The sequence below is a fragment of the Dethiosulfovibrio peptidovorans genome (assembly GCA_002748665.1).
GTDB lineage: Bacteria > Synergistota > Synergistia > Synergistales > Dethiosulfovibrionaceae > Dethiosulfovibrio > Dethiosulfovibrio peptidovorans_A.
Window position 1 is genome coordinate 47,289 of sequence record PDTB01000016.1, and the last position, 21,463, is coordinate 68,751.

Sequence of the window (21,463 nt, forward strand, 5' to 3'; positions counted from 1 at the left end):
TTTAAAGACAAGAAAGTCTGAGAAGCAAGGGAAACCCATGCACGACGTTTCCACACCCAAACACCCGTCCACTTCGAGAGATCAGATCGGCCAAATCCCACTCAGACCGAAGAGGGCGATAGGACGGCGCCCCTACGACAAAGGGGCGATCCCCCACGACCAGCCTCTCCTTCCAGCGCTCGTCACCGATCCATGGAAGAAACTCTCGAAGCCGCTGAGGCCTGTCGCCCCTATGGTTGAACAAAACCGTAACGTCCTCCCGGGGCCAGGACAGAGACTCAAAAAGCTCCTGAGTCGTCATCACATCGTTGGCCGAAAAGCCAAAAGCCAACTGCCCGTCTCCCACCCTCAAAACCGAAAAATCAGCCACATCGGGCGGAAGAGAGCGTAAAGCAGGGAGAACCGAGACATCGTCAAGCCCAGACAGACGGCAGACCTCCAAAGCCAGACCAGCGTTGACGGCCAGATGGGACGCCATTCCCTCGACAGGCCGGGCAATCGTCAGATCACACTGCCTGTCCTGAAGAAACACCCGAAGCGGAAGGCACCGAGCGGCCTCCTCGGCCCAAACGACCGTTCCGCCAAAGGGGATCCCCCGGCACAGGGCATCGGCAGCACCGGAACGCCCCGGACCCCACACATCCTGATGATCAGGCCGAACGTTCGTCAAAACAGTCACAGTTGGCCTGAGCCATCGAGCGGCAAGGGGTTGCAGCTCCCCCGAGACGGCGCTGTTCTCCATCACCACCGCCTGAGCGTCTGAGGGAAGCTCGTCGAGCCACCATGCCATCTCCTGAACATGAGCCCGTCGACCGCGAAGAATCGGCCGCTCCCCGCCGGGCGTCAACGTCCTGGGGACGACCCCGGTTATTCGACCATACGCCCGAAAACCGCACGCGACGAGAGCCCGATGGATAAGACGGGTCACAGTGCTCTTACCCCTACTCCCCGTGACGAGAACCCGCAACGGAATCACGCCCTCCTCCCCTCCTTTCTCACACACTGTTATATGAGAAAACCCACCTACTGTCCAGCCATATCAAAAATCCTCTGGCAAGCCGATAAAAGGGCACCAATGCTATGATTAAATTACTAACTTTATCATGTTTAAGCAGCGAAAAGGACGAGTCTTTAGTGTGGTCAAAAAGAGCCTTCAGCTAAAATCTTTTATAGGCCTTGGGGATATACGTCAAATACCTCTTTGGCAAGCAGGAACACCACGAGATCCTTCTGGACTTTATCAACGACGCCGTCTTCGACGAAGACGACAGACGCTTCACCAAACTCATGCAGATAAATACCGAACTGACCCCGGAAGGACAGAACCAGAAACTCTGCCGTCTCGACAGGGTAGCTGAACTGGACAACGGAGTCACTGTCGACATAGAGATCCAGATCGTAAACGAACACGACTTCAACAAAAGACTCCCCTACTACTGGGCCATGAGTCACGGCAGCAAAACGTCTACGGCATAGCCAACGTGGAAGGCAGGGTGGAAGGCATCTTCACAGGCAAGAGAGAGGAAAACCTTGTAATAACGTACAATCTGCTGGATGATGGCATCCCTGACTCGGGTATCTGTACGTACACGGGGCTCTCGCCGGAAGATGTCGCTGAACTTCGAAAACAAAAGCCTCTCAATCATGAGAGCCCCTGATCAGTACACCCAACATCGAGAGAGAGCACCATGGCCGTAGTCACTTATAGAAAAACACTTCTCTGAGAGATCTTGACCAGTACGGCCAATACGGGACAACGGACATGACTCACAACATTCCCCAGGCCTTTTACAAAAAGCGAGGGCTCCGCACGATCATGCGGAGCCCTCGCTTTTAAGAGACAGGGCTTACGCCCTGCCTCTTTTCAAGCACTTTTAACTTAGAAATTGACCTGAGTACGGAACCGGATCAAGCTGTCGTCACCGACATTGTTATCGTAATCAATATCGTCATAGACAAGCTCGAAGGAGAGAGCAGGAGTGTAGTAGTACTTGGCACCCAAGCTCCAGTTCGTCACGTCATTGTTGTTGATCCCCTGATCCACACCAACATAGCGAAGAAGGGTCGACCATTTGTCGCTCCACTTCTGCTCGGCCTTGGCATAGAGAACAGAGATATCATCGACGCCATTACCCAAAGCAGGAGTGACACCCGGCCCAGTCGTCGGATAGTTATCGTAGGGATTGGAACCAGGGATAGCCTGATAGGTAGCGTCGAAGTTAGCGTACTCGAGCCACAGACTGGTAAACTTCAAGGCCTCCTGCTTCACGTCCAAGATAGCCTTAAAAGCACTGGGACTATCATCCCAAGCACCCACAGGTGCAACAACGTCCTGATCCTGCATGTAATAAGCACCCTTAAAGGCAATAGCAGGGGTGAAGTTAAGAGTAAAGTTAGCCCAATAGGTACTGATACCCTCAATGGTGCCGGCAGGGTACACAGCATTCGCGGTGTCATCAGCATCCTGAACGAAGGCGTTCAGCGCCATGCTGAACTTCTCGTTGAAGTTGAACTTGGCGCGCAGACCGTAGAACTGGGTATCATAAGTAGGCGTCCCCGGTAACGCGGAGATCCAAGGGAAGCTTCCGTAATCATTGCCGCCCTCGTCCCGAGCCAGATATACAGCCACCTCACCGAGCCCAAAGGACTTTGTGAACAGGAAACCCTGAGTGGTGACGTCCATCACGAAGGCATCGTTATCGGTATACAGACCGTCCTCATCCTCCCAATCAACGTTAAACAGACCAGCCCGCATGGAGATGTCCCAAGGAAGATCCACGTCGATGTAGTAGCGCTCGAACACGGCATTCCGACTACCCAGACGAGCAGTGAAGGTCACCTTGTCGTCGACTTTCTTCTGCATCCAGATACGGTAACGAGCCACGGTCCAGTCACTCTCGTCAATCCGGTTGTCGTAGTAGCGGACATCAAAACGGAAACTACCCCAGAACTTCCAGCCACCGATGTTCTCCTCGAGAACGGCGACACGGCTGTCAATCTTATCTACCTGAACACCCAGAGCATCAAGCTCGTCTTTGAACTCGACGACGAGGCGCTTAAGCATCTCGACATCCTGCTTGCTGGCCTTCTCCATGTCGACGACGGCGAGAGCACGAGCGACGACAGAGGCCATCTCGTAACGGGTCATGGGCTGGTTACCCTTGAAGGTACCATCGGGGAAGCCGGAGATCACACCACGGGCAGCAAGCTGACCGACGGCATCATAAGCCCAGCAGTTCATAGGAACGTCCATAAACGGATTTGCGGCAAAGGCGGGAGCGGCAAAGGCCACAAGAGCCACTACAGCCAAAAGTGCACAAAGCTTTTTCATAGTATATAACCCCCTAAGTTAGGTTGTATATACGCTCGTCCCTGCTGAGATCGAAACAACCCGGGGTCGAAAAGTTTCCACGTTTCCTTTTCGGTTCCTCGGCTGCTCCCCTCATGCTCGGGATCGATGCGCTTTCTCAAGCCGCTCCTTCCGTATTGGCTGGGGGTCGTACACCTCCTTTCCTGCCATCGGGATATCGTCACGACTATCGAAACATTATTACCGGGCACAAAGCCCTCAGAAGAGATTATAACACGCAAATTCCAGGACGCAAGTTTTTTCTAGATGGATCGCAGTAAACGGCAAACGGCATACGTCTTTACGTTCTTACAGCGGGGAAAACCCCTTTCTCTCAAAGCTGATTCTCCCCGCTGGAGGCCCGTATACGTGCAGATAAAGCAAGGCCGGAAGGACTTCTTACTTATGGGGCACCCCTAAAAACCTACATCCGGGTCTCCCAGCCTTAGATCCTTCCGCCAGAGCCCTCTCTCGCCTAAACGTATTTTTTGAACTGCCGTCGTGAAGTATCGACTGGAGCGAGGCGGACGTCGTCCAAAGCTGAGAGGGCACAGGAGGTCCCCCTACGCCTATCGCGCACCGTCACCTCGATCATAGCATCTCAACCCTGAGAGCTTTTTCGTGCTCGAAGGTGAGCGATGTCATCTGGGGAGAGGTTCGTTATGTCACAGACCTCCGCCTCCGACATACCACGACCCAATAGATTCCACGCTATCGAAAGCGCTCGTTTTCTGTCGCCTTCCTCAAGGCCCTCTGCTCTACCTTCTGCTCGACCTTCTACTCTACCTTCTGCCCGGCCCTCTACTCTACCCTCTACTCTACCCTCTCCCCTAGCCTCTTCAATCCGCTCTTCGTAGTCCGATTCGTTCATCAAGGACTCTATGAGCACTTTTTGTTCTGGAACGTAGTTGAGCATCTGGTCTCTGTCTGCCCAGAAATTCCTCTCAAAAAGCAACGCCTGAGCGATCTCTTTGTCTACTTCCGCTATCTCTCTCATCTTTTCTCCCTCCACATTGCTCAGGTAGGTGAGCCAACGCTGAAGCCCCGTCTGCCTCGGCAGAGGGTCTTCTTTCTGGAATTTGTCCAGCTCAAGGTAGATGATCTGCATGTCGTCACACAGGGGCTTACCGCTTTTCAGGTTGGCGATCCCGTAGACGTTTCGGTACGGTTTCTCTTCCCTCAGCAAGGTAAAGGCCAAAACACAGATGACGATCGTCTTCGTGATTTTCGAGTATGGAACACCGCTCTCAAGCTTGCTCGAATGACGCATCGCCCAATAAAACGGAGCCCTTTTTTTGAAGTCTCGCCTGTTCAGAAGCTGTACCTCTATGTCCACTGTCACTCCGTCGTCGAGCTCGACAGAAAGGTCGAGTTGAGAGAGCTTCAGATGCTGTACGGCCGGAGGCATTTCCGTGTTGGTCTTGATGAGTTTGGTGAAGTGCCGCTCTCCCTCGGGAAAGACGATGTCATTGATGAAGTCCAGAAGTATAGCGCAGTGTTCCTTCCTGCCAAAAAGAGATTTAAAGAACCGGTCGTGTATTCGGTTGATCCGATTCTCTCCCACGTCTATAAAAAACTGCGGACGAGCCTTCGCATCGCTCATAACGACACCACCGCCTCCTTACTGGGAAGATGTACTATCTTGATTATAACATCGTTGATAACCGTGATCGATGACGCGGAGTGAGCTTTAGTGCTGCCTCGTACCACGTGAAAAGAAGATCGACAAAGAAAGAGGAGTATACATCTCCAAGCTCTCGCCAAAGTCTCTCCACACTGTTCGCTCATCCACTATTTTTTAGCCTCTTCGTCCTTGCTCAGTTTCGGTACCGCAAGGAGGCTGGTCAGCCCCAAGTAGTCGTGTCGCCCCAACTGAGTGTGTTCGTAATATTTGGAGAACTTAAGAAACCGCATGTACCCCACGTTTACCGCATGGATAAAGCCCCAGAACCCGTAAAGAAAATACCGATCAAGAAGAAAAACCTTTATAAAATTACCCAACATACAACCGACCATCCGCCAGGGGCTATACTTTTTTCCTTCAAGGAGAGCCCTTCTGACCTGGTCGTCGGTCGCTTTGTTCCGTTTGTCCACGGTGCGCCGTTGACTCAAAAAAGAATAGTGGTGGACAAAGGAGTCCAGAAGCCGTATCGATGGATTTTCCACGATAAAGTCCACATCGTCATAGCCAAAGCGTCCCCCCATACACATTTTTTTTCTATCGTATAGCCGAACAAGCTGATAGTGCCTGGCCCAACGCTTTGGTCTGGAGACCCCAGGAAAGACATCCCCTATGCGAAGTTTATAGCCATCACAGTCAGGCCCCTGTTCCTTGATGAGTCGGATTTCCTCCCGAAGGTCGTCAGAGAGCACTTCGTCGGCGGCCAGGAGCAAGACCCAGTCGTGTGAACAGCACCGTTCGGCATACGCCACTTGATGGCCGATGGATACCCAGTCGTTGTGGATGAAGCGGGCTCCGTACGACTCAGCGATTTTTTGGGTTTTGTCTCTGCTTCCCGAGTCGACGACGACGATTTCATTCGCCAAAGGGGCGGCCGCCTGTAACATAGCAGGAAGACGGCGCTCCTCGTCTTGGGTAATTGTGTACAAAGAGAGCTTCACGAACGCCCCCCGAGGTAAGACTTGAGCCAATCGAGAGTGGCTGCTAACCCCGTATCGAAATCGACACCAAAGGTAAAGCCAAGTTCTCGAAGTTTGCGATTTGAAACATTGAATTCCTTGATATCGCCGGGGGTCCAGTCTTCGTATCGTATCTCCAGATCGGGTTTTCCAAAATAGCTCTTCACTTTTTCAGCCAGTTCGCCGACGGTCACTGAAATACCGGAGGCACAGTTATATATCTGTCCCCTCGTCTCCGGTCTGTCGGCTACCAAGAGGTTGATGTCGACCAGGTCCTGAACGTAGGTGAAGGAGCGTTGTTGTGTCCCATCGCCGAAAATCACGATGGGATTCCCCTCAATAGCCTTTCGGCCAAAGATAGAGACGACGCCCCCCACGTCCGAGTTTTCCTGTCTGGGACCATACACATGAAAGTATCGGAGTACCGTGACGTCCATATCGTACAGGTGAGCAAACGCCAGGGCGTACTTCTCTCCCGCCAGCTTGCTGACGCCGTAATACGATGTGGGGTTCAGAGGATGTCTCTCGTCCTGGGGAACATATTGGGCTTCGCCGTACACCGACCCGGTAGACGCATGGACGACTTTTTTCACACCGTAATCCCTGGCAATTTCCAAGACATTGAAGGTTCCCTTGCCGTTGATCTCAAGGTCTCGTCTCGGATCGTTGAGACAGATAGTCTTTTTCGAGGCTGCCTCGTGAAAGACGATATCCACCCCGTCAAACAGGCTCTTCAGAGATTCGTAGTCGGTGACGTCGCATCGAACTTCTCTGAACCCAGGATATTTATGAAGGTGAGCAAGGTTTTCCTCCTTGCCGGCAAAGTAGTTATCTACGCTGACGACATCAAGCCCCAGGGACAAGAGCCGCTCCACGATATGACTGCCGATAAAACCGGCTCCCCCTGTGACCAACGCCTTGCGGTATCCGTTTAACATCTCTCACCAACTCCGTTTCTCCGATCTTGACTCATCATATCAATTATCGCTCAGGCACCCCAATGATACCGTAGAAGCGATACGTTGTGTAAATGTGTAAAGGGCACAGCGTATTCCCAAGCCGAGAGAGAATATCTTTTCTTCCTGTTCTAAGGTAAGATTGTGAGGTTGATGATAGGGAGCATTGTCTCTGTCGGGGTCTTTTTTAATTTCGTAGACGATAGGGCGTGATTTTTCATGATTTCGGTCGTGATAGTGACGAAAAACAGACACGAGGCATTGAGAGAGATCTCTCTGCCCTCCCTGCTTGCCCAGGACTATACAAATTTTGAGGTTATCATATGGGATGCCAGCGACGACGACTTATCTGCCTTGGTCGTTTATTCTTTTGTCAAAAAATTTAACGCCAGGAGCATACCCCTCTCTTTCTTTAAAGCCCCACGAGTCGGAAGTGCCTCTCAGAGAAACGACGGGCTCAAGAAAGCCAAAGGGGATCTGATATTCTTCATCGACGACGATTCCGAGGTCTCCACGGACGGGCTCAGCGCTGTTGCGGAATGTTTTGAGAAAAACCCCAAATGCGTGGGCGCAAGTCCGATGCTTCGGGATATTCCCCTTGGGTTTGAAGCTCAGGCATCACGTCGGGGTTGGAAAGAAACGTTTTATTCCCTGGTGGGCTACAGAAAAAAGAGGACGGTCTCTCTCTCCGGCTCCGCCAAGGGGATGTCCGCCCCCCCTGGCGAGGCTCAGTGGCTTAGTGGTTGCTCAATGGCCTTTCGAAGGGAGGTCTTTGACGACATGGACTTCAACGAGAAGCTCGAGACCTTCGCTCCCTACGCTATGTGTGAGGATATAGAGTTTTCCTACAGGGTTTTTAAGAGGTTCAAAACCCCCTTGCTCGTTTCGAAGAGAGGCGGGGTCATCCACCGGTCCAATCGGAAAGAGCGCATCTATGGCACCTGGCAAAAGGCAGCCACCTTTTATTACAACAGATATCTTCTCATGAAAGTCACGTCTGAAGATCACCCTTTTCTGGGAAGGCTCCTTTTCTTCTGGACGTTTTTAAGGCTGACCAAAAAGAACCTAAAAAACTGCGGGGGGCAGTCGACCTGGAAGGGGTTTAGAATGGCACTGAGAGAAATTGCCCGCGATGCTGGGAGGGGCAACCACTCCTAAAACATTTCGCGTGGTCACACCTCTTGTAGACGAAGGAGCGCCCCTCATGATGCCACTAGATCCTGAGCCATTTTTCGGGCACGATGTGGTCAGAACTCATACGCTGAAACCATTTCAGCGGAGCGATTGTTCTTCCTGAGGTATCGCGACCAAGCCAGGCTCCCCACCAGCTAAAGGAGCTATTCGCTACGATGTGATGACGACACAGAGACATCAAGACAAGTTCCTCACAGTCTCGAAGGTCGTGACCGGAGACGTGAACAACGTCCCCAAGAAGACACAGGTTATCCTTGACCCATTGAGAGTCATCGGTAAAAACATAAAAAACGAGGGTTCTATTGTTCGCCAACAGTGTCTCTGCCGCCTTTTGATAATACTCAACGGGCATCACACCATGAACTCTATTGGCGGAGCTGTCGCTCACGTAGTCACCCCTACGAACGTGGACGCTCACAGAAAAGTCCGTATTCCTTAAAAGACTTTCTTTCCATTCTAAAAAAAAAAGAGCTTTCATCTTTTAGCGTAAAATCTCTTTTGATCCTGTCCGCATGATGAACAAAGTACCCTTCAGACTGCCAATACCCCCCCACAAAGACGTCCTTTTCTGGACGTATTTTAAAATCACAGGCAGGGACAAAATAGGCAGGAAAGGGCTCAAGGAGAATATCAGAAAAACAGCAATCAAAAGCCTTGATGTTTCGCTTGTTCATTTTCTGCGCCAGCTTCATCTTCAACCTTGGGAGAAACGGACTCCTCCCACAAAAAGAGGCATCCTCGGAAAGATGAAAGGCATTTACCGCCAGAGGTCTTCCTCCTCGTTCGAATCCCGATATGTCCAGTTTGAGATCGGTGCCGATATCCAGGGCTAACGCTCGACCAAAAGCGTATTGAAACATCTGGTTGCCCAGCCCACCACAACATTGAACGATAACAGACATGTAAACCTCCCACCTCTGGGCTCTTCAGTCCATTTTCCCTTCGCCCATGAGGCCCCCTGTTACTACATCAGCAAAGTACTCCGCTCTAAATCGATCAGCAGAATCACTTTCAAGAAAATCCATGATATGGGACATATAGGCATTGTACTCCTCTCCAGTAAAATGCGTAAGGCGCTGAACTAAAGACTCCATCGATTGAAAATCGCGCCGATTTATAAAACACGCCTCGGGAATATATTTTGATACGCCACCCCACCCCCAATAGATGGGGATCACTCCAGCAGCAAAACAATCCAATATTTTTTCAGTGATGTATCCCGGAATATCCCTGGCGTTCTCATAACAAAAACAAAATTTATACTTGGACAGAGCCTGTATTTTGGAGTTGATAGCGCCCCTGTACACAGGAGAAACGTCGACTGGCAACGGAAACTCACCCCTAAGATAACGCGGTATGTTTCTTATATGTTTTTTCAGTCGAACCATTGCGCCATAATCCCATCCCCACCCATACAGGTCGAAGTTCTCAGGGCTATTTTTTATGAACCAATCTATGGTATGGAGCCTCTCCGTGTAGAGTTCGAGGGGATGCTTTTTTCTCTTATCTGAAACAACCATCACAAAGTCTTTCTTACGAGACGTAAACGGCTGAGTCTGTACAGAATACGGCAATGAATGCGGCCAAAAAAAGTGTACAAATTTCTCCCTGGGGTGCAGTTGAATATCCTCGTCCCATGTCAAGATCACGTCAAATTTTGAATAAGTGACGGGAGACCAATTTTCCGGCATCACGACCTCGGACTCAAAAACCATCAAAAATTTTTTTGCACTCGGATCCCTTTTATGTACCTTGCGATAGACGGCCCCATCATAATTCATAAAAAGATACCCATAGGGTTTCGTGCTCTCTCGTATATTTTTGTAATAGACAGGGCTGATGCCGCATGAAGAGATCCTCTCCAGCAAAAATTTCCACGGTCCCAGAGAGTTATCTGGATCAACTTTAGAATATAGAAGCCTCTTATCGCACAGATCTTCAGAGCCGACAAGCCCGAGCACCTTCCCCATAATAAAGCCACACCCTAACTTATCAGAATATTTTTAATTAAACTATTCATAAAAGCATCACCGCTAAATAAGGCCGACTTTTGGCTAGCCAGAAAAGAAACAGCTGCATCAAGGTACTCTTTATGGCGCGTCTCATCCATCGAGGAAATAAAGCTGTACAGATCCCCGACAGAGTCAAAGCGACTGGCGTCTATAAAGGTCTCCTCGGGAATCAGAGACGATACCTCGTCCCAACCCCAATATATTGGGACGATACCACCGGAGAAAGAGTCAAATATTTTTTCAGTGATATAACCGGGGACATCCTTCATGTTTTCGTAGCAAAAATTGAATTTATACTCACAAAGAGCCTCCTCTTTGGAGGAGAGTAACCCTTTATAAATCGAATAGTCCTTGATTCTGACTGGATATTGATCCCTGATCCTCCTGATTCTATTTTTAAAGAGCTCTTTTACCTTCTTCCGTACACTCAAATTCCATCCAGTACCATAAAGGTCGAGATCGGCAGAACGGTTGGCCTCAAACCAATCCAAGACCCTCCTCCTCTCTGAGTAGAGCTCCTTCCTGGACTTATTTTTCTTATTCCCGGCAACCATAATACACATTTTCTTGTCTTGAAAAGAGAGTCCTGAAGGCCTCGGCAAAGTGAGTTTGTTCGGCCAATAGTATCGTACGAACCTGTCTCCCTTAAGCTCTGGGTTCCAGGTAAAAATTTTTTCAAAAAAGCTGTAGTTCGATTCTTTCCCATTATCAGGGACAATTTGAGGGCATTCTGTCAAAACCAGATATTTCTGATGGGGACCGTTCAGGATCTCCTTAAAGCAGGGCCTCTTTTTATCTGGCATGTCGAAGAAGAGTATCTTTTGAAAGCCCAACAGAGAATCCGTTTCAGGATCAGGAGCGGATAAAGACCATCCATGTCTTGCCATTCTCTCTTTAAGTTCACAAAAATAAAAACCCCAGCTATTGCCTAAAGGAAAGTTTTTCATCCAGTCATAGTCAAATATTTTTTCATTGCCATAATACACGTTTCCATATGCAAAAAGAGCAATCTTTTTCATTGTACGTTGTCCCCATGTACGTCTATACGCACAATATCGTCCTCCCCAAGGTATGCGCCGTTTTGGACCTCTATGACCTCCAGGGGGATCCGGCCAGGGTTGCTCAGTCTGTGGAGTTGTTTTTTTTCTATGAACGTGCTTTCCCCTTCGCGGAGATAGAGGGTTTCTTCCCCTCGCGTGACCTGGGCAATTCCCCGAACGACGACCCAATGCTCCGTCCTGTGATAGTGATACTGGAGACTCAGGGATTTTCCCGGAAAGACGGTCAACCTTTTGACCTTGACCCCATCTCCCTCGTGGAGTATGCGATATTCTCCCCACCTTCGAGCGGCTTCCGGGGTCTGCCACAGTTCCCGACGCTCATCCTTTTTCAGTCTAGCGACGATTTCCCGAACATCCTGAGATCGTCCTCTGGGCGATATGTACAGGGCATCGGCTGTGTCCACCACCGAGAGGTCGTGGGTCCCCACAAGGGTCACCAGTCTCCGATCACCACGTACAAGACATCCCGAGCTGTCCTGAAGGAGGACGTCTCCCATGACAGCGTTGCCCTCGGCGTCCTTGGGGCTCCGATCATACACGGCGTCCCAGCTCCCCAGATCCGACCATCCAGCGTCCAATGGCACCACGGCCACGTTAGTCGCTTTCTCCATGACGCCATAGTCCAGAGACAGAGAGGGAAAATCACGGAAGGCATCTGAAACGGCCTTGCTTCCTCCCTCCATAGCAGCGAAGATGGAGGGCAGAAATTCTCTGAAGGCCTCTATCATGTCACCCAAACGGAAGAGGAAGATCCCAGCGTTCCACAGATAGGTTCCCTGTCTCAGGTACACCTCTGCCGTCTTCCGGTCCGGCTTTTCGACAAACCGTCGTACATCTCGCCAACCGTCGTGCTCATCGCCGCTTTGGATATAGCCGTATCCGGTCTCGGGGCTATCGGGAACCACACCGAAGGTGACCAGTTTCCCTCGATGCAGAGCTTTAAGACCAATCTGAACGGCTCTGTAAAAAGCGGCCTCGTCATCCATGACGTGGTCGCTGGGGCAAAGCACTATCGGGGTGTGATCGTCAGCGCCCTTTTCAACCAGACGAGCCAGTCCAAGGGCAACGGCAGGAGCTGTATTTCGCCCCACCGGTTCGACAATCAGGATGTCTCCAATTAAACCGACTTCGCTGGCCTGGTAGTTAATCTGGCTATCCCACCGCTCTCCACTGACCACGATGATTTGGTCTCCGCAGAGGGGAAAAAGCCGCCTTACAGTAATCTGGAACAAGGTGAGTTCTCCAGTAAGCCGCAAAAACTGCTTCGGCACCTCATCCCGGGAGAGAGGCCAGAGCCGGGTTCCTCCTCCTCCGGCAAGAACGAGCCCCTGAAGTGACGTCACGCCTGGCCTCCCAGACAGCCTTCCAGAAAGGTCAGCTCTTCGTCGTCATAGTCTGGATGGTTGCCGCAGTAGAGGCCGCAATCGTGGATAAAGTCGGCCTCCGGGAGGTCCCGAAGGACCGAGGCATATCGACGATAGAAGGGCTGTCTTTGGATGTTCCCGGCAATAAGAGGACGAATTTCGACACCGGCGGCAGACAGCTTATCGGCGTAGGTCCGTCGAAGATCGGGAGTTCGACAGAGGATGGGGACAGCGAAATTGGAGATCCGGCTCAGATGATCTCGCCTCACCGTCAGGAGGTCGGAGTTTTGGGCCATGGCCTCCTCCATTCGAAGATACGCCCGTTCTCTCCGAACAATGGACAACGGCAGGTAGGAGAGTTGACGACGCCCTAAAAAACCTGTGATCTCCGTTGGACGAAGATTATACCCCAGGTCGTAGAAGGTGTATTTAGCGTCCAACTCGGAGTCGACGCCGTATTGCCCTCGGAGGGTTTGTTTTTCGTCGTCCGTGAGGTTCCGATCCCAGCCGTTGGCTCGGACGAGTTTGAGCATGGCAGCCAGGTCGGGATCGTCGGTGCAGACCATTCCCCCCTCCACCGTGGACATGTGATGGGAGACAAAGAAGGAAAAAGAGCTTCCCAGCCCGAAATTGCCCAGTTTGGTGCCTTTCAGCTCCGATCCCAGGGATTCACAGTTATCCTCGAGGAGGAGAAGCCTCCTGTCCTCGCAGATGTCCCGGATCCGATCCAGATCACCGGCAAAACCCAGAGCGTTAGTTATGAAGAGAGCCTTCAGATCCAGTTTGTCCATACATCTCTCAACATCCCGAGAGTCCACGTTCAGGGTATCCCTGGAGCAGTCAAGAGCCACAGGCACCATGCCAAGCTGAACGATGGGCATGATGTTGGTGGACCAGGTGACAGCCGAGAAGCCGATCCGATCCCCATTTTTCAGCTTCCTCTCGTTTTTCAGGGCCTGGAGAAGAGCCAGGTTGGCACTCCCACCACTGTTGAAGAGAACAGCGTGGCTCCGCCCCTGGTACCGGGCAAAATCGCTCTCGAAGGCTCGACATTGGGTTCCCATACTGAAGATGTCGGCCTGTTCCACAAAGCGGGCCAGAGCGTTTTTCGTCTCTTGTTCGTGCAAAAAGGTGTTTTTCACCAAGGGGATTCGATACACCTATTGTCTCTCCTCTCTCTGACAGTACAGGCTCACCATCTCGACAACACCCCGAGCCAGGTCATATTTGGGACTGAAGCCGAGTTTCCGCAAGATGGAGACGTCCAAACATTTTCTGGGCATGCCGTCGGGCATGGAGGAATCCCAGAGGATATCCCCATGATACCCTGCCGCCTTTCGGACGGTCTCCGCCAGCTGGGCAATGGTGACGTCCTCTCCACTGCCCACGTTCACGATACCCGGTCCCTCCCACCGGTCCATGAGAAGCATGACCGCCTCTGCCATGTCGTCCACATGGAGAAATTCCCGTCGAGCTTGTCCTGTTCCCCACAGGGTTACGGTCGGGGCGCCTTTTTTCTTTGCCTCGACGAAGCGTCTGACCAGGGCGGCGATGACGTGCGCGTTTTCCGGGTCAAAGCTATCCCCCGGACCATACAGATTACAGGGCATAACACATAGCCCACTGATTCCATACTGTTGTACAAGATATTGAACCAATCGGAGACCAGCGATCTTCGCCAGTGCGTAGCCTTCGTTGGTGGGCTCCAGAGATCCCGTAAGTAAAAAATCCTCTTTCATCGGCTGAGGGCATTCTCTGGGGTATATGCATGAACTCCCCAAGAAGACCAGTTTTTTCACGCCGTTTTTGGCCGCTCCGTTGATGACGTTGTTCTGGATTTGGAGGTTTTCATATAAAAACCCATACGGATCGGCAACGTTGGCCCCAATGCCTCCCACTCTGGCCGCTGCAAGGACAACCACCTCGGGCCGGTTTTCGATAAAAAAATTTTCCGTCGCTTTCTGATCCAGCAAATCCAGTTCACGACGGGTTCTCGTCAGTATATCCCTGATTCCCCGATCTTTCAGGGCACGAACGATGGCACTTCCTGCCATACCCCTGTGACCGGCTACGTAGATTTTTTTCATGAGTTGGATCACTTCCAAAATTTTGGTTCAGCATCGGGATCTTTATTGCTCTGTATTTTAGGATGAGGATCGATGGACCTCAGGCTTTTTTTAAGAACCTGATAAAAACGAGCTCCATCAATTACAGGAGGGAAAAGACGACTTGGATTTTGAGGTTGTTCCAGATGAAAAATAACCCGTATTTTTTTAGCGCCTAAACACTTCTTTGCCATCTTTTTTTCCTCGAAATTATTCGCATTCAAAGAGGCAGGAAGAAGGGCCGACAGGGTTCCCAGAACCTTATTTATGATGACATCCTGAATTGGCACATCGTCTTTCCTGCGATGAAATCGGTAGTCCTTGACCTCGATCAAATAGAGCGTTCTGCCCGGACTCAACGCGATCAGATCCAGAGCTTTGATACCATTCTTCATCTTTGAAAAATGTTTCCTGTAAAATTTCCAGTCGTCGAATTTTGAGACCTTCCAGTCATCAGGAAATTCAAAGCTCAGAGAGTCCACCTGATATCGTGTCATGACTCTTCCTGCCAATCCTCTGAAAGATAACGATTCGACTGGTCAACATTCTCATCAAGGGAGACCAGATGTTCTATATCGTCGATTGAATCTCCCTGTTCTACAACCACACCACTCTCTTCTCCGTGCAAGCCTATAAACCTGACAGGGAGTTTTTTATAAGCATTTTTTTGCAACGCCAATTCTCTGAGCAGAAAAAGGTCGTGAGTTGCCATGAAAACCTGCACACCATACTTACATAGATTCAGGGTTGTCTTAACGATCAACTTTACCAACCTGGGATTGAGGTTCGCTTCCGGCTCGTCCCAAAAAAGGCAGCTATTTTTCCTGAGGCCACCGGATGCCACCAGATGAGCGACCATTGCAAGTTTTCTGTGCCCTTCCGCAACAAGATGGATCTCCATCTTGCCGTCTTTTTTTTGAATGTAGAAGCGTCCGTCCGAAACGATGAGTTTTCCCGACATCCCTTTCTCCAGGGGATCCAGAATTCCCCGCATGAACGCATTCCTGGGACCCTTCATGAGAGGAGTACCCAACAACAGACACGTATCCCTCCAGGTCTCTTCAAATTCCAGGTAATGCCTTTCGTACGTTGACACGAAATTGGGGTACAGGGACATCAGTTCTCTTGTAGGGAAAAAGAGTGGCTCCGTATCGCTCCACGATAAAGGAGCCTTCTCGACCGAGACTTCTGTTTTACTGTTTGATGCAAAGCCACACGAGAGATCGCAAGAAGAATTCGTGAACCGAAGCGAGATATCGCATCTGGCTCTGCCCTGACGACGTCGGGTCAACCTTCCCAAATTTTCGGGTCGAAAAACACCCACCAATTTTTCAGCAATAGCCATCTGGAGGTATTTTTTAGACGGGGCTTCTCCCTTGAACTTACGTCTTCCCTCGGCCAGTACAGCCGAAAGGCTATAAGCGACCTTAAGAAGGTGGCTTTTACCAGTCCCGTTCATACCAACGACAACGTTCAATTTAGGGGAAAAATCAATCTGTGCTTCGGAGAAAACGGTGAGATTTTTTATGGTAAGTCCTTTAAGCACAACAACTCCCTCCTTCAGGCTACATCATGTGAGCTCTTCTATAGCAGGACAGATCGTATAGCCGGCATCTCGACAGAGTATGTCTTTCTGAAAGAGGTCCAGATCATGAGAGACCATTTCCGCCACGAGGTCCTCGAAGGAAACTTTTCTCTTCCAGCCCAATTTTTCTCTGGCTTTGCTTGGATCCCCCAGAAGGAGCTCGACCTCGGTAGGCCGAAAGTACCGGGGATCGACCTCGACCAAGGTCTCCCCTGTCTCGGAGTTCAGTCCTTTTTCGTCGACACCGGTACCACTCCAGGTCAGGTGTATTCCGGTCTTTTCGAAGGCAAGGTTCACAAATTCCCGAACTGAGTGAGTTTCCCCCGTGGCGATGACGAAGTCATCCGGTTCATCCTGTTGCAGCATAAACCACATAGCCTCGACGTAGTCTCGGGCATGTCCCCAGTCCCGCTTAGCATCCAGGTTACCCAGGTACAGTTTACTCTGAAGTCCAAGGGATATCCGGGCTGCCGCTCGAGTGATTTTTCTGGTGACGAAAGTCTCTCCCCGAAGGGGCGATTCATGGTTAAAGAGGATACCGTTGCAACCGTAGATACCGTAAGCCTCCCGATAGTTGACGGTGATCCAGTAGCCGTAGAGTTTGGCAGCTGCATAAGGACTTCTGGGGTAAAAGGGAGTTGACTCTCTTTGAGGAACCTCCTGGACTTTGCCATAGAGCTCACTCGTGGAGGCCTGATAGAAACGGGTGGAGTCCTCCAACCCGAGGATACGAATGCCTTCCAGGAGACGCAGGACACCCAAGCCGTCTCCGTTGGCCGTGTATTCCGGGGTCTCAAAGGAGACTTTCACGTGGCTCTGGGCCGCCAGGTTGTAGATTTCGTCAGGTTTGATCTCCTGAAGAAGCCGAACGATGTTGGACGAGTCGGTGAGATCACCGTAGTGAAGGACCAACCCTCGCCCCTCCTCGTGGGGATCTCGAAAAAGGTTGTCAATCCGTCCCGTGTTGAAGAGGGAGGAGCGTCTTTTCATCCCGTGAACTTCGTACCCCTTATCCAACAAGAATTTGGACAGGTACGCTCCGTCCTGACCGGTGATACCGGTAATGAGAGCTTTTTTCATCGTACAGAACCGCCTTTCCGTAGCGAGCAGACATTCTCGTAGAAATTCTGGACTCGATGGGCCATTTGAGAGATAGACGGGAGCACGTCACTTCGAGGTTCAAAAAAACACCCCGACGGTTTCTCCATATGGTCAAGAATAGCACGACGCCAAGCGCCTGCAGTCGGAGCGATCAACTCCTTGTCAGGATAAATCTCCCGAAAGGCCGGGATATCAGCGGCCAAAACAGGGGTTCCCACGGCCAGGGCAGTGAGGAGGACCAACCCTGCCCCCTCGCTCCTGGACGGCAGAAGACAGCAGTCGCATTGGGCCAGTTTTTCCGGCACGTCGTCGCAGTAGCCCGAGAAGGACACCCGTTTCTCCTGTCCTGAAGCAGTCACCAAAGACCGAAGTTCACCCTCCAAAGGCCCCTCTCCCACAATCTCCAAGGTCCACCGAGGATCCCTGGCCAAGTTTCGACAGAAGAGGGAGACCAAAAAATCCACTCCCTTGACCTTGGTCAGGCGACCAACGTACAGAAAACGAACCGGGCCATCTCCACTCCGAGGGGACCAGCGCACCCCAGGAATGGGGGTGCCATGGGGGATTACCTGAACCGTCGGAGGCAGCCAATCCGTGAGGTACTCCATCACAGTTCGAGAAACGCATACGGCCCCATGAGCCCGTTTGTAGGGGATGAGCCCTCGGTTGAGCGAGTACATGGCATGGGCCGTGACCACGAAAGGAACACCCGAAAGGGACGATGCCCACCAGGCCACCCATGCCGGCACCCTCGAGTGAGCATGGAGCACCTGCCATCCCTGAGAGCGAGCCTTCCATGCCAACCTTAAGGCGCAGATTCCACCGGTAAGGGGGTCTTTCCTGTGGACGGGAAGACAGACGTGCTCTACTCTGGAGGGGAGTTCGGAGACCATTCGGCCACCATGGGATATCACGGTGACGTCATGCCCTGCTCTGATCTGTTCCGAGGTCAGATCCACCACGTGACGTTCCACGCCCCCCACGTTCAACCCGGGAAGAAGATGAGCGATCCTCACCGCCAGTTCTCCAGGATCCACCGAGCTGCCCGACGGGCTTCGTTGAACTGAGGCGGCTCGGCGACAAAAGACTGAAGAAAAGAGCGCCAAGCTGCCACGTCAGAGGGCATCTCGGCGATAAGCCCCCTTTCGATAAACTGATCGATCATGCGGTCAAACCGAGGCGCCCCCCAAAGAGACCTCTCGGACAAAAGCCGCCACCCTACCAGGCGTTCCGTAAGCCCCTGGAGGATTCGCCGCCACCCTTTTTTTCGTCCCACTCGCAAAAGATACACATTGGTGCCGGCAGTGGCCGCCTCGGATATCATGGAGACCGAGTCCTCGGTACAAAAGATCTTCTGACAAGCTCCCAAGATACCAGGGACCGGGTTGTCGTCGCTCTGAGATGCTAAAAGAAGCATGGCCACCCGGTCGTTGCCCTGACAGAGAGCCTTCAGTCGGGCCTCGGTTGCGGGAGAGGTTCGGCGAGATGTCGTGATGTACAGAGAGACTTCCCGATCCTCGGCGATACGGAGCAACTCACCCACGATCCTATCGGTCCAGAGAGGGGACAGACGGTAGTTCTGGTCGTCTCCTCCCACGAGTACTCCCCACCGAACGTCATCTCCCGGGTAGTCGTTCAGCATTTCCTGAGCCTGATCGGCTAGGTTAGAACGGTTCACCGAGTTGGGAGCTCCCAGGGTCTCCAGGATTCTTCCGTTTTTGGTCCCATCGTGAGAGGGTACCACAGCATAATCGAAAGGAGAGGTCCCGAGTATGGACGGCGTCATAAGGGTACAACTCTTACCTCCCATGGCTCGAGCCAGGGCGAGGGTAAGAGGGGCGGCCGAGCTTCCGGCGGAGATGACCAAGCTCTCCTTACCGGAGACGCCTCGTTCGTCCAGAGCCATGCGATATCGACTCAAAAGCGTCTGAGCATCGCTCCCAGCAAAACGAAGCCACCGTCGCGCTTTAACGGAACCAGCTCTGAGCAGAGCTCTCCCCAGAACTTTAAGCACCCAAAACCGACGACAGCCCTTGTAGGACGGCACGTTCATCTCGACTGAGAACGCCCCACAGAGTTCCGCTAAGTGAGATGCGACCCCCCGGCTTTGAAAAAGGTGTCCCCGGATTCCATCGGAGAGGATGACAACAAGGGACGGACCTTTACTACCTGTCGTCATCGCTCCATCCTCCCAGTTCCGAGATCAGACGAGCTCGAAGGTTCATCAACGGCATGGCATGCCTTTCCGCGAGGAGTTTCAAGTCGTCGTACTCCAAGGTACGCTTGAGGAGCTGATCGCCCCAATATGATCGTTTCACCCGGACAGGACCCATAGAAGACTGAAAGACACCCTCATCCCGCCGAAGAATGTAGCGTTGTTCCCGTCGACATCGAAGACCGATAGACGTAGAGTAACGAAGGATGATCTCCGCCATGCCCTGTTCACCTTCGAGGGGGCCAATACAGGTAATTCGAACTCCGGGGCGTTGTTTTTTCATGATGACAGGGGTGAGAAAAACATCCCATGCCCCAGCCTCGAAAAGACGATCCATAAGTTCTGAGAAATCCTGAGGAAGCATGTCGTCCACGTTGGCCTCAAGAACAGACGCTTCGCCAGAGATCCAGGGACATGACTCCAGTCGCTCATCGTCCAGATCGACAACCGTGGCTCGAAGCACGTTAGGAAGGTCGGTCTCGGCGTCGCCCAGTCCGTAGCCGGTCGCGACGATCCGTCCCGATGGCATAGGCCCATACCGACAGTCCGTACTCCGCAGGATAACGGCACCTGTGGGAGTGGTCCGCTCCATGGGAGCCCCCAGGACCGTCACGGGAGCACCCTCCAACAGGCGGGTCGTTGCAGGCGAAGGGACGGGGAGGATCCCATGGGCACAGGAGACCGAGCCGGAACCAACGTTGACCGACGAGGCATATACCTGATCGACCCCCGCCAGATGAAGGGCCGAGAAGGCCCCCACGACATCCACGATGGAGTCCACCGCTCCGACCTCGTGAAAATGGATGGCCTCAACGTCCACCCCGTGAACCGAGGCCTCGGCCTCGGCCAAAAGGCAAAATGCCCGGATCGAGCCGTTTTGGACGTCCTCGGGAAGATCGGATTTATGCAAAATATCCAGAATGTCGGAAAGATGTCGGTGACCGTGATCCCCCTCGGCGCAGACCGTAACATCCGTACCTGCCAAAGCACCGCGTTGCCCCTTTTGAACGGACAGTTCATAGTCCGTTAGAGCCAAACCGGAGAGGAGTGAACGAAAGTCGTCGAGAGAGAAGACGTTCAGGTCCAGCATGGCCCCCAAAAACATGTCACCGGCGATACCGGCGAGGCAATCCAGGTACAGAGCTCTCATACTCGTTCCTCCCGAATCAGGGCCCGGGCCCGTTCCAGGTCGGCCGGGCTGTCGATGCCGAAGCCATGGTGCCCCTTGGCCAGAGGTACCAGGATGGTGTATCCCGACTCCAGAACCCGGAGCTGCTCCAGAGATTCGCTCTCCGACAGGGGAGTGGACTCCAGGCTGACATATCGACTCAAAAAATCCCGACGATAGCCGTAGATTCCGATGTGGCCGAACATGACGGCACTCTTCTGACGCCGATAAGGAATGGGTGACCGGCTAAAGTACAAGGCCCGGTCGTACCGATCCACCACGACTTTCACTCGATCCGGATTGGATTCGTCTTCGGAAGCGAGAGGATGTCGAAGTGAGATCATCGGGAACTCGGGCCGTTCCTTCAGACATCGGGCGACCTGGTCCACAAGAGCGGGATCCATGAAGGGCTCGTCTCCCTGCACGTTGACGACGCCATCACAGGGTATATCGCCCAGGGCCTCAAGAACTCGAGAGGTCCCGTTGGGATGATCCGGGGAGGTCATGACAACCTCCCCGCCAAACTCCGTCACGGCGCGAGCGATCCGCCGATCGTCGGTGGCGACCAACACCCGGTCCACTAAGGCAGCCTGCGAGGTCAGCCGGTGTACCCAACGGATCATGGGCTCCCCTCCAAGGTCACACAGAGGCTTGCCCGGCAGTCGAGATGATCCCCACCGGGCGGGGATGACAGCAACGACGGTCATGACGGC

21 protein-coding genes are annotated in these 21,463 nt (G+C 52.4%); 2 read left to right on the forward strand and 19 right to left on the reverse strand.

Annotated features, from left to right (window positions below; genetic code table 11):
• Window position 1: 1 nt before the first annotated feature.
• Entirely contained in the window at window positions 2-1,009 is a 1,008-nt protein-coding gene (locus CSA35_02815; GenBank protein ID PIE55036.1) for a capsule biosynthesis protein CapB, read from the reverse strand.
• A gap of 167 nt (window positions 1,010-1,176) precedes the next feature.
• Here CSA35_02815 and CSA35_02820 point away from each other — a divergent pair, with 167 nt between their 5' ends.
• Window positions 1,177-1,476, forward strand: coding sequence for a hypothetical protein (locus CSA35_02820; protein PIE55037.1), 300 nt, complete (start codon window positions 1,177-1,179; stop codon window positions 1,474-1,476).
• A 403-nt stretch (window positions 1,477-1,879) separates the two neighbouring features.
• On the opposite strand, the gene CSA35_02825 is transcribed toward CSA35_02820, so the two are convergent.
• The 4 genes from CSA35_02825 to CSA35_02840 form a co-directional block, all read right to left on the reverse strand.
• Entirely contained in the window at window positions 1,880-3,331 is a 1,452-nt protein-coding gene (locus CSA35_02825; protein ID PIE55038.1) for an S-layer protein, read from the reverse strand.
• Between the two features lie 619 nt (window positions 3,332-3,950).
• A complete protein-coding gene (locus tag CSA35_02830) occupies window positions 3,951-4,952 on the reverse strand; it encodes a hypothetical protein (GenBank protein PIE55039.1) in 1,002 nt (333 codons plus the stop codon).
• A gap of 188 nt (window positions 4,953-5,140) precedes the next feature.
• On the reverse strand, window positions 5,141-5,971 hold the full coding sequence (locus CSA35_02835) for a glycosyl transferase (protein PIE55040.1): 831 nt from the start codon (window positions 5,969-5,971) through the stop codon (window positions 5,141-5,143).
• Window positions 5,968-6,927 carry a hypothetical protein gene (locus CSA35_02840; GenBank protein PIE55041.1) on the reverse strand — a complete coding sequence of 320 codons (960 nt, stop codon included), beginning with the start codon at window positions 6,925-6,927 and terminating at the stop codon, window positions 5,968-5,970. The genes CSA35_02835 and CSA35_02840 overlap by 4 nt, the downstream gene beginning before the upstream one ends.
• Window positions 6,928-7,164: 237 nt before the next feature.
• Here CSA35_02840 and CSA35_02845 point away from each other — a divergent pair, with 237 nt between their 5' ends.
• Window positions 7,165-8,103, forward strand: coding sequence for a hypothetical protein (locus CSA35_02845; GenBank protein ID PIE55042.1), 939 nt, complete (start codon window positions 7,165-7,167; stop codon window positions 8,101-8,103).
• A 55-nt stretch (window positions 8,104-8,158) separates the two neighbouring features.
• On the opposite strand, the gene CSA35_02850 is transcribed toward CSA35_02845, so the two are convergent.
• Genes CSA35_02850 through kdsB form a run of 14 tightly spaced genes read right to left on the reverse strand, consistent with a single transcriptional unit; the run spans window position 8,159 to window position 21,457 of the window.
• Window positions 8,159-8,617 carry a hypothetical protein gene (locus tag CSA35_02850; GenBank protein PIE55043.1) on the reverse strand — a complete coding sequence of 153 codons (459 nt, stop codon included), beginning with the start codon at window positions 8,615-8,617 and terminating at the stop codon, window positions 8,159-8,161.
• Window positions 8,538-9,041: a hypothetical protein gene (locus CSA35_02855; GenBank protein PIE55044.1), complete on the reverse strand. Its 504-nt coding sequence runs from the start codon at window positions 9,039-9,041 to the stop codon at window positions 8,538-8,540. The genes CSA35_02850 and CSA35_02855 overlap by 80 nt, the downstream gene beginning before the upstream one ends.
• A gap of 24 nt (window positions 9,042-9,065) precedes the next feature.
• The gene (locus CSA35_02860; GenBank protein ID PIE55045.1) at window positions 9,066-10,109 is read right to left on the reverse strand and encodes a hypothetical protein; all 1,044 of its coding nucleotides are present in this window, start codon (window positions 10,107-10,109) and stop codon (window positions 9,066-9,068) included.
• A gap of 14 nt (window positions 10,110-10,123) precedes the next feature.
• Complete coding sequence (locus CSA35_02865) at window positions 10,124-11,170, reverse strand: hypothetical protein (GenBank protein PIE55046.1); 1,047 nt, start codon at window positions 11,168-11,170, stop codon at window positions 10,124-10,126.
• Window positions 11,167-12,555, reverse strand: a complete 1,389-nt coding sequence (locus tag CSA35_02870; protein PIE55047.1) for a mannose-1-phosphate guanylyltransferase/mannose-6-phosphate isomerase — start codon at window positions 12,553-12,555, stop codon at window positions 11,167-11,169. The genes CSA35_02865 and CSA35_02870 overlap by 4 nt, the downstream gene beginning before the upstream one ends.
• The gene (locus CSA35_02875; protein PIE55048.1) at window positions 12,552-13,736 is read right to left on the reverse strand and encodes a DegT/DnrJ/EryC1/StrS aminotransferase; all 1,185 of its coding nucleotides are present in this window, start codon (window positions 13,734-13,736) and stop codon (window positions 12,552-12,554) included. The genes CSA35_02870 and CSA35_02875 overlap by 4 nt, the downstream gene beginning before the upstream one ends.
• Window positions 13,737-14,663: a GDP-fucose synthetase gene (locus CSA35_02880; GenBank protein ID PIE55049.1), complete on the reverse strand. Its 927-nt coding sequence runs from the start codon at window positions 14,661-14,663 to the stop codon at window positions 13,737-13,739.
• Between the two features lie 8 nt (window positions 14,664-14,671).
• Window positions 14,672-15,178 (reverse strand): hypothetical protein, encoded by a 507-nt coding sequence (locus CSA35_02885; GenBank protein PIE55050.1) that lies wholly within the window; start codon window positions 15,176-15,178, stop codon window positions 14,672-14,674.
• Entirely contained in the window at window positions 15,175-16,227 is a 1,053-nt protein-coding gene (locus tag CSA35_02890; protein PIE55051.1) for an ATP-binding protein, read from the reverse strand. The genes CSA35_02885 and CSA35_02890 overlap by 4 nt, the downstream gene beginning before the upstream one ends.
• 24 nt (window positions 16,228-16,251) lie before the next feature.
• Complete coding sequence (gmd, locus tag CSA35_02895) at window positions 16,252-17,346, reverse strand: GDP-mannose 4,6-dehydratase (GenBank protein ID PIE55052.1); 1,095 nt, start codon at window positions 17,344-17,346, stop codon at window positions 16,252-16,254.
• Window positions 17,343-18,473 carry a glycosyltransferase gene (locus CSA35_02900; protein PIE55053.1) on the reverse strand — a complete coding sequence of 377 codons (1,131 nt, stop codon included), beginning with the start codon at window positions 18,471-18,473 and terminating at the stop codon, window positions 17,343-17,345. Before CSA35_02900 ends, gmd begins: the two co-directional genes overlap by 4 nt.
• On the reverse strand, window positions 18,380-19,546 hold the full coding sequence (locus tag CSA35_02905) for a nucleoside-diphosphate sugar epimerase (GenBank protein ID PIE55054.1): 1,167 nt from the start codon (window positions 19,544-19,546) through the stop codon (window positions 18,380-18,382). Before CSA35_02905 ends, CSA35_02900 begins: the two co-directional genes overlap by 94 nt.
• The gene (locus tag CSA35_02910) at window positions 19,533-20,732 is read right to left on the reverse strand and encodes a TIGR00299 family protein (protein PIE55055.1); all 1,200 of its coding nucleotides are present in this window, start codon (window positions 20,730-20,732) and stop codon (window positions 19,533-19,535) included. The genes CSA35_02905 and CSA35_02910 overlap by 14 nt, the downstream gene beginning before the upstream one ends.
• Window positions 20,729-21,457: a 3-deoxy-manno-octulosonate cytidylyltransferase gene (gene kdsB / locus CSA35_02915; protein ID PIE55108.1), complete on the reverse strand. Its 729-nt coding sequence runs from the start codon at window positions 21,455-21,457 to the stop codon at window positions 20,729-20,731. Before kdsB ends, CSA35_02910 begins: the two co-directional genes overlap by 4 nt.
• Between the last annotated feature and the right edge of the window lie 6 nt (window positions 21,458-21,463).

What these genes read in the sequence shown, in the direction of transcription:
- CSA35_02840 (PIE55041.1), bottom strand. Translation starts at nt 6,927, where the DNA reads ATGTTAAACGGATACCGCAAGGCGTTGGTCACAGGGGGAGCCGGTTTT.
- CSA35_02850 (PIE55043.1), bottom strand. Translation starts at nt 8,617, where the DNA reads ATGAAAGCTCTTTTTTTTTTAGAATGGAAAGAAAGTCTTTTAAGGAAT.
- CSA35_02905 (PIE55054.1), bottom strand. Translation starts at nt 19,546, where the DNA reads ATGACGACAGGTAGTAAAGGTCCGTCCCTTGTTGTCATCCTCTCCGAT.
- CSA35_02910 (PIE55055.1), bottom strand. Translation starts at nt 20,732, where the DNA reads ATGAGAGCTCTGTACCTGGATTGCCTCGCCGGTATCGCCGGTGACATG.
- CSA35_02865 (PIE55046.1), bottom strand. Translation starts at nt 11,170, where the DNA reads ATGAAAAAGATTGCTCTTTTTGCATATGGAAACGTGTATTATGGCAAT.
- CSA35_02845 (PIE55042.1), top strand. Translation starts at nt 7,165, where the DNA reads ATGATTTCGGTCGTGATAGTGACGAAAAACAGACACGAGGCATTGAGA.
- CSA35_02830 (PIE55039.1), bottom strand. Translation starts at nt 4,952, where the DNA reads ATGAGCGATGCGAAGGCTCGTCCGCAGTTTTTTATAGACGTGGGAGAG.
- CSA35_02885 (PIE55050.1), bottom strand. Translation starts at nt 15,178, where the DNA reads ATGACACGATATCAGGTGGACTCTCTGAGCTTTGAATTTCCTGATGAC.
- CSA35_02855 (PIE55044.1), bottom strand. Translation starts at nt 9,041, where the DNA reads ATGTCTGTTATCGTTCAATGTTGTGGTGGGCTGGGCAACCAGATGTTT.
- kdsB (PIE55108.1), bottom strand. Translation starts at nt 21,457, where the DNA reads ATGACCGTCGTTGCTGTCATCCCCGCCCGGTGGGGATCATCTCGACTG.
- gmd (PIE55052.1), bottom strand. Translation starts at nt 17,346, where the DNA reads ATGAAAAAAGCTCTCATTACCGGTATCACCGGTCAGGACGGAGCGTAC.
- CSA35_02825 (PIE55038.1), bottom strand. Translation starts at nt 3,331, where the DNA reads ATGAAAAAGCTTTGTGCACTTTTGGCTGTAGTGGCTCTTGTGGCCTTT.
- CSA35_02880 (PIE55049.1), bottom strand. Translation starts at nt 14,663, where the DNA reads ATGAAAAAAATCTACGTAGCCGGTCACAGGGGTATGGCAGGAAGTGCC.
- CSA35_02860 (PIE55045.1), bottom strand. Translation starts at nt 10,109, where the DNA reads ATGGGGAAGGTGCTCGGGCTTGTCGGCTCTGAAGATCTGTGCGATAAG.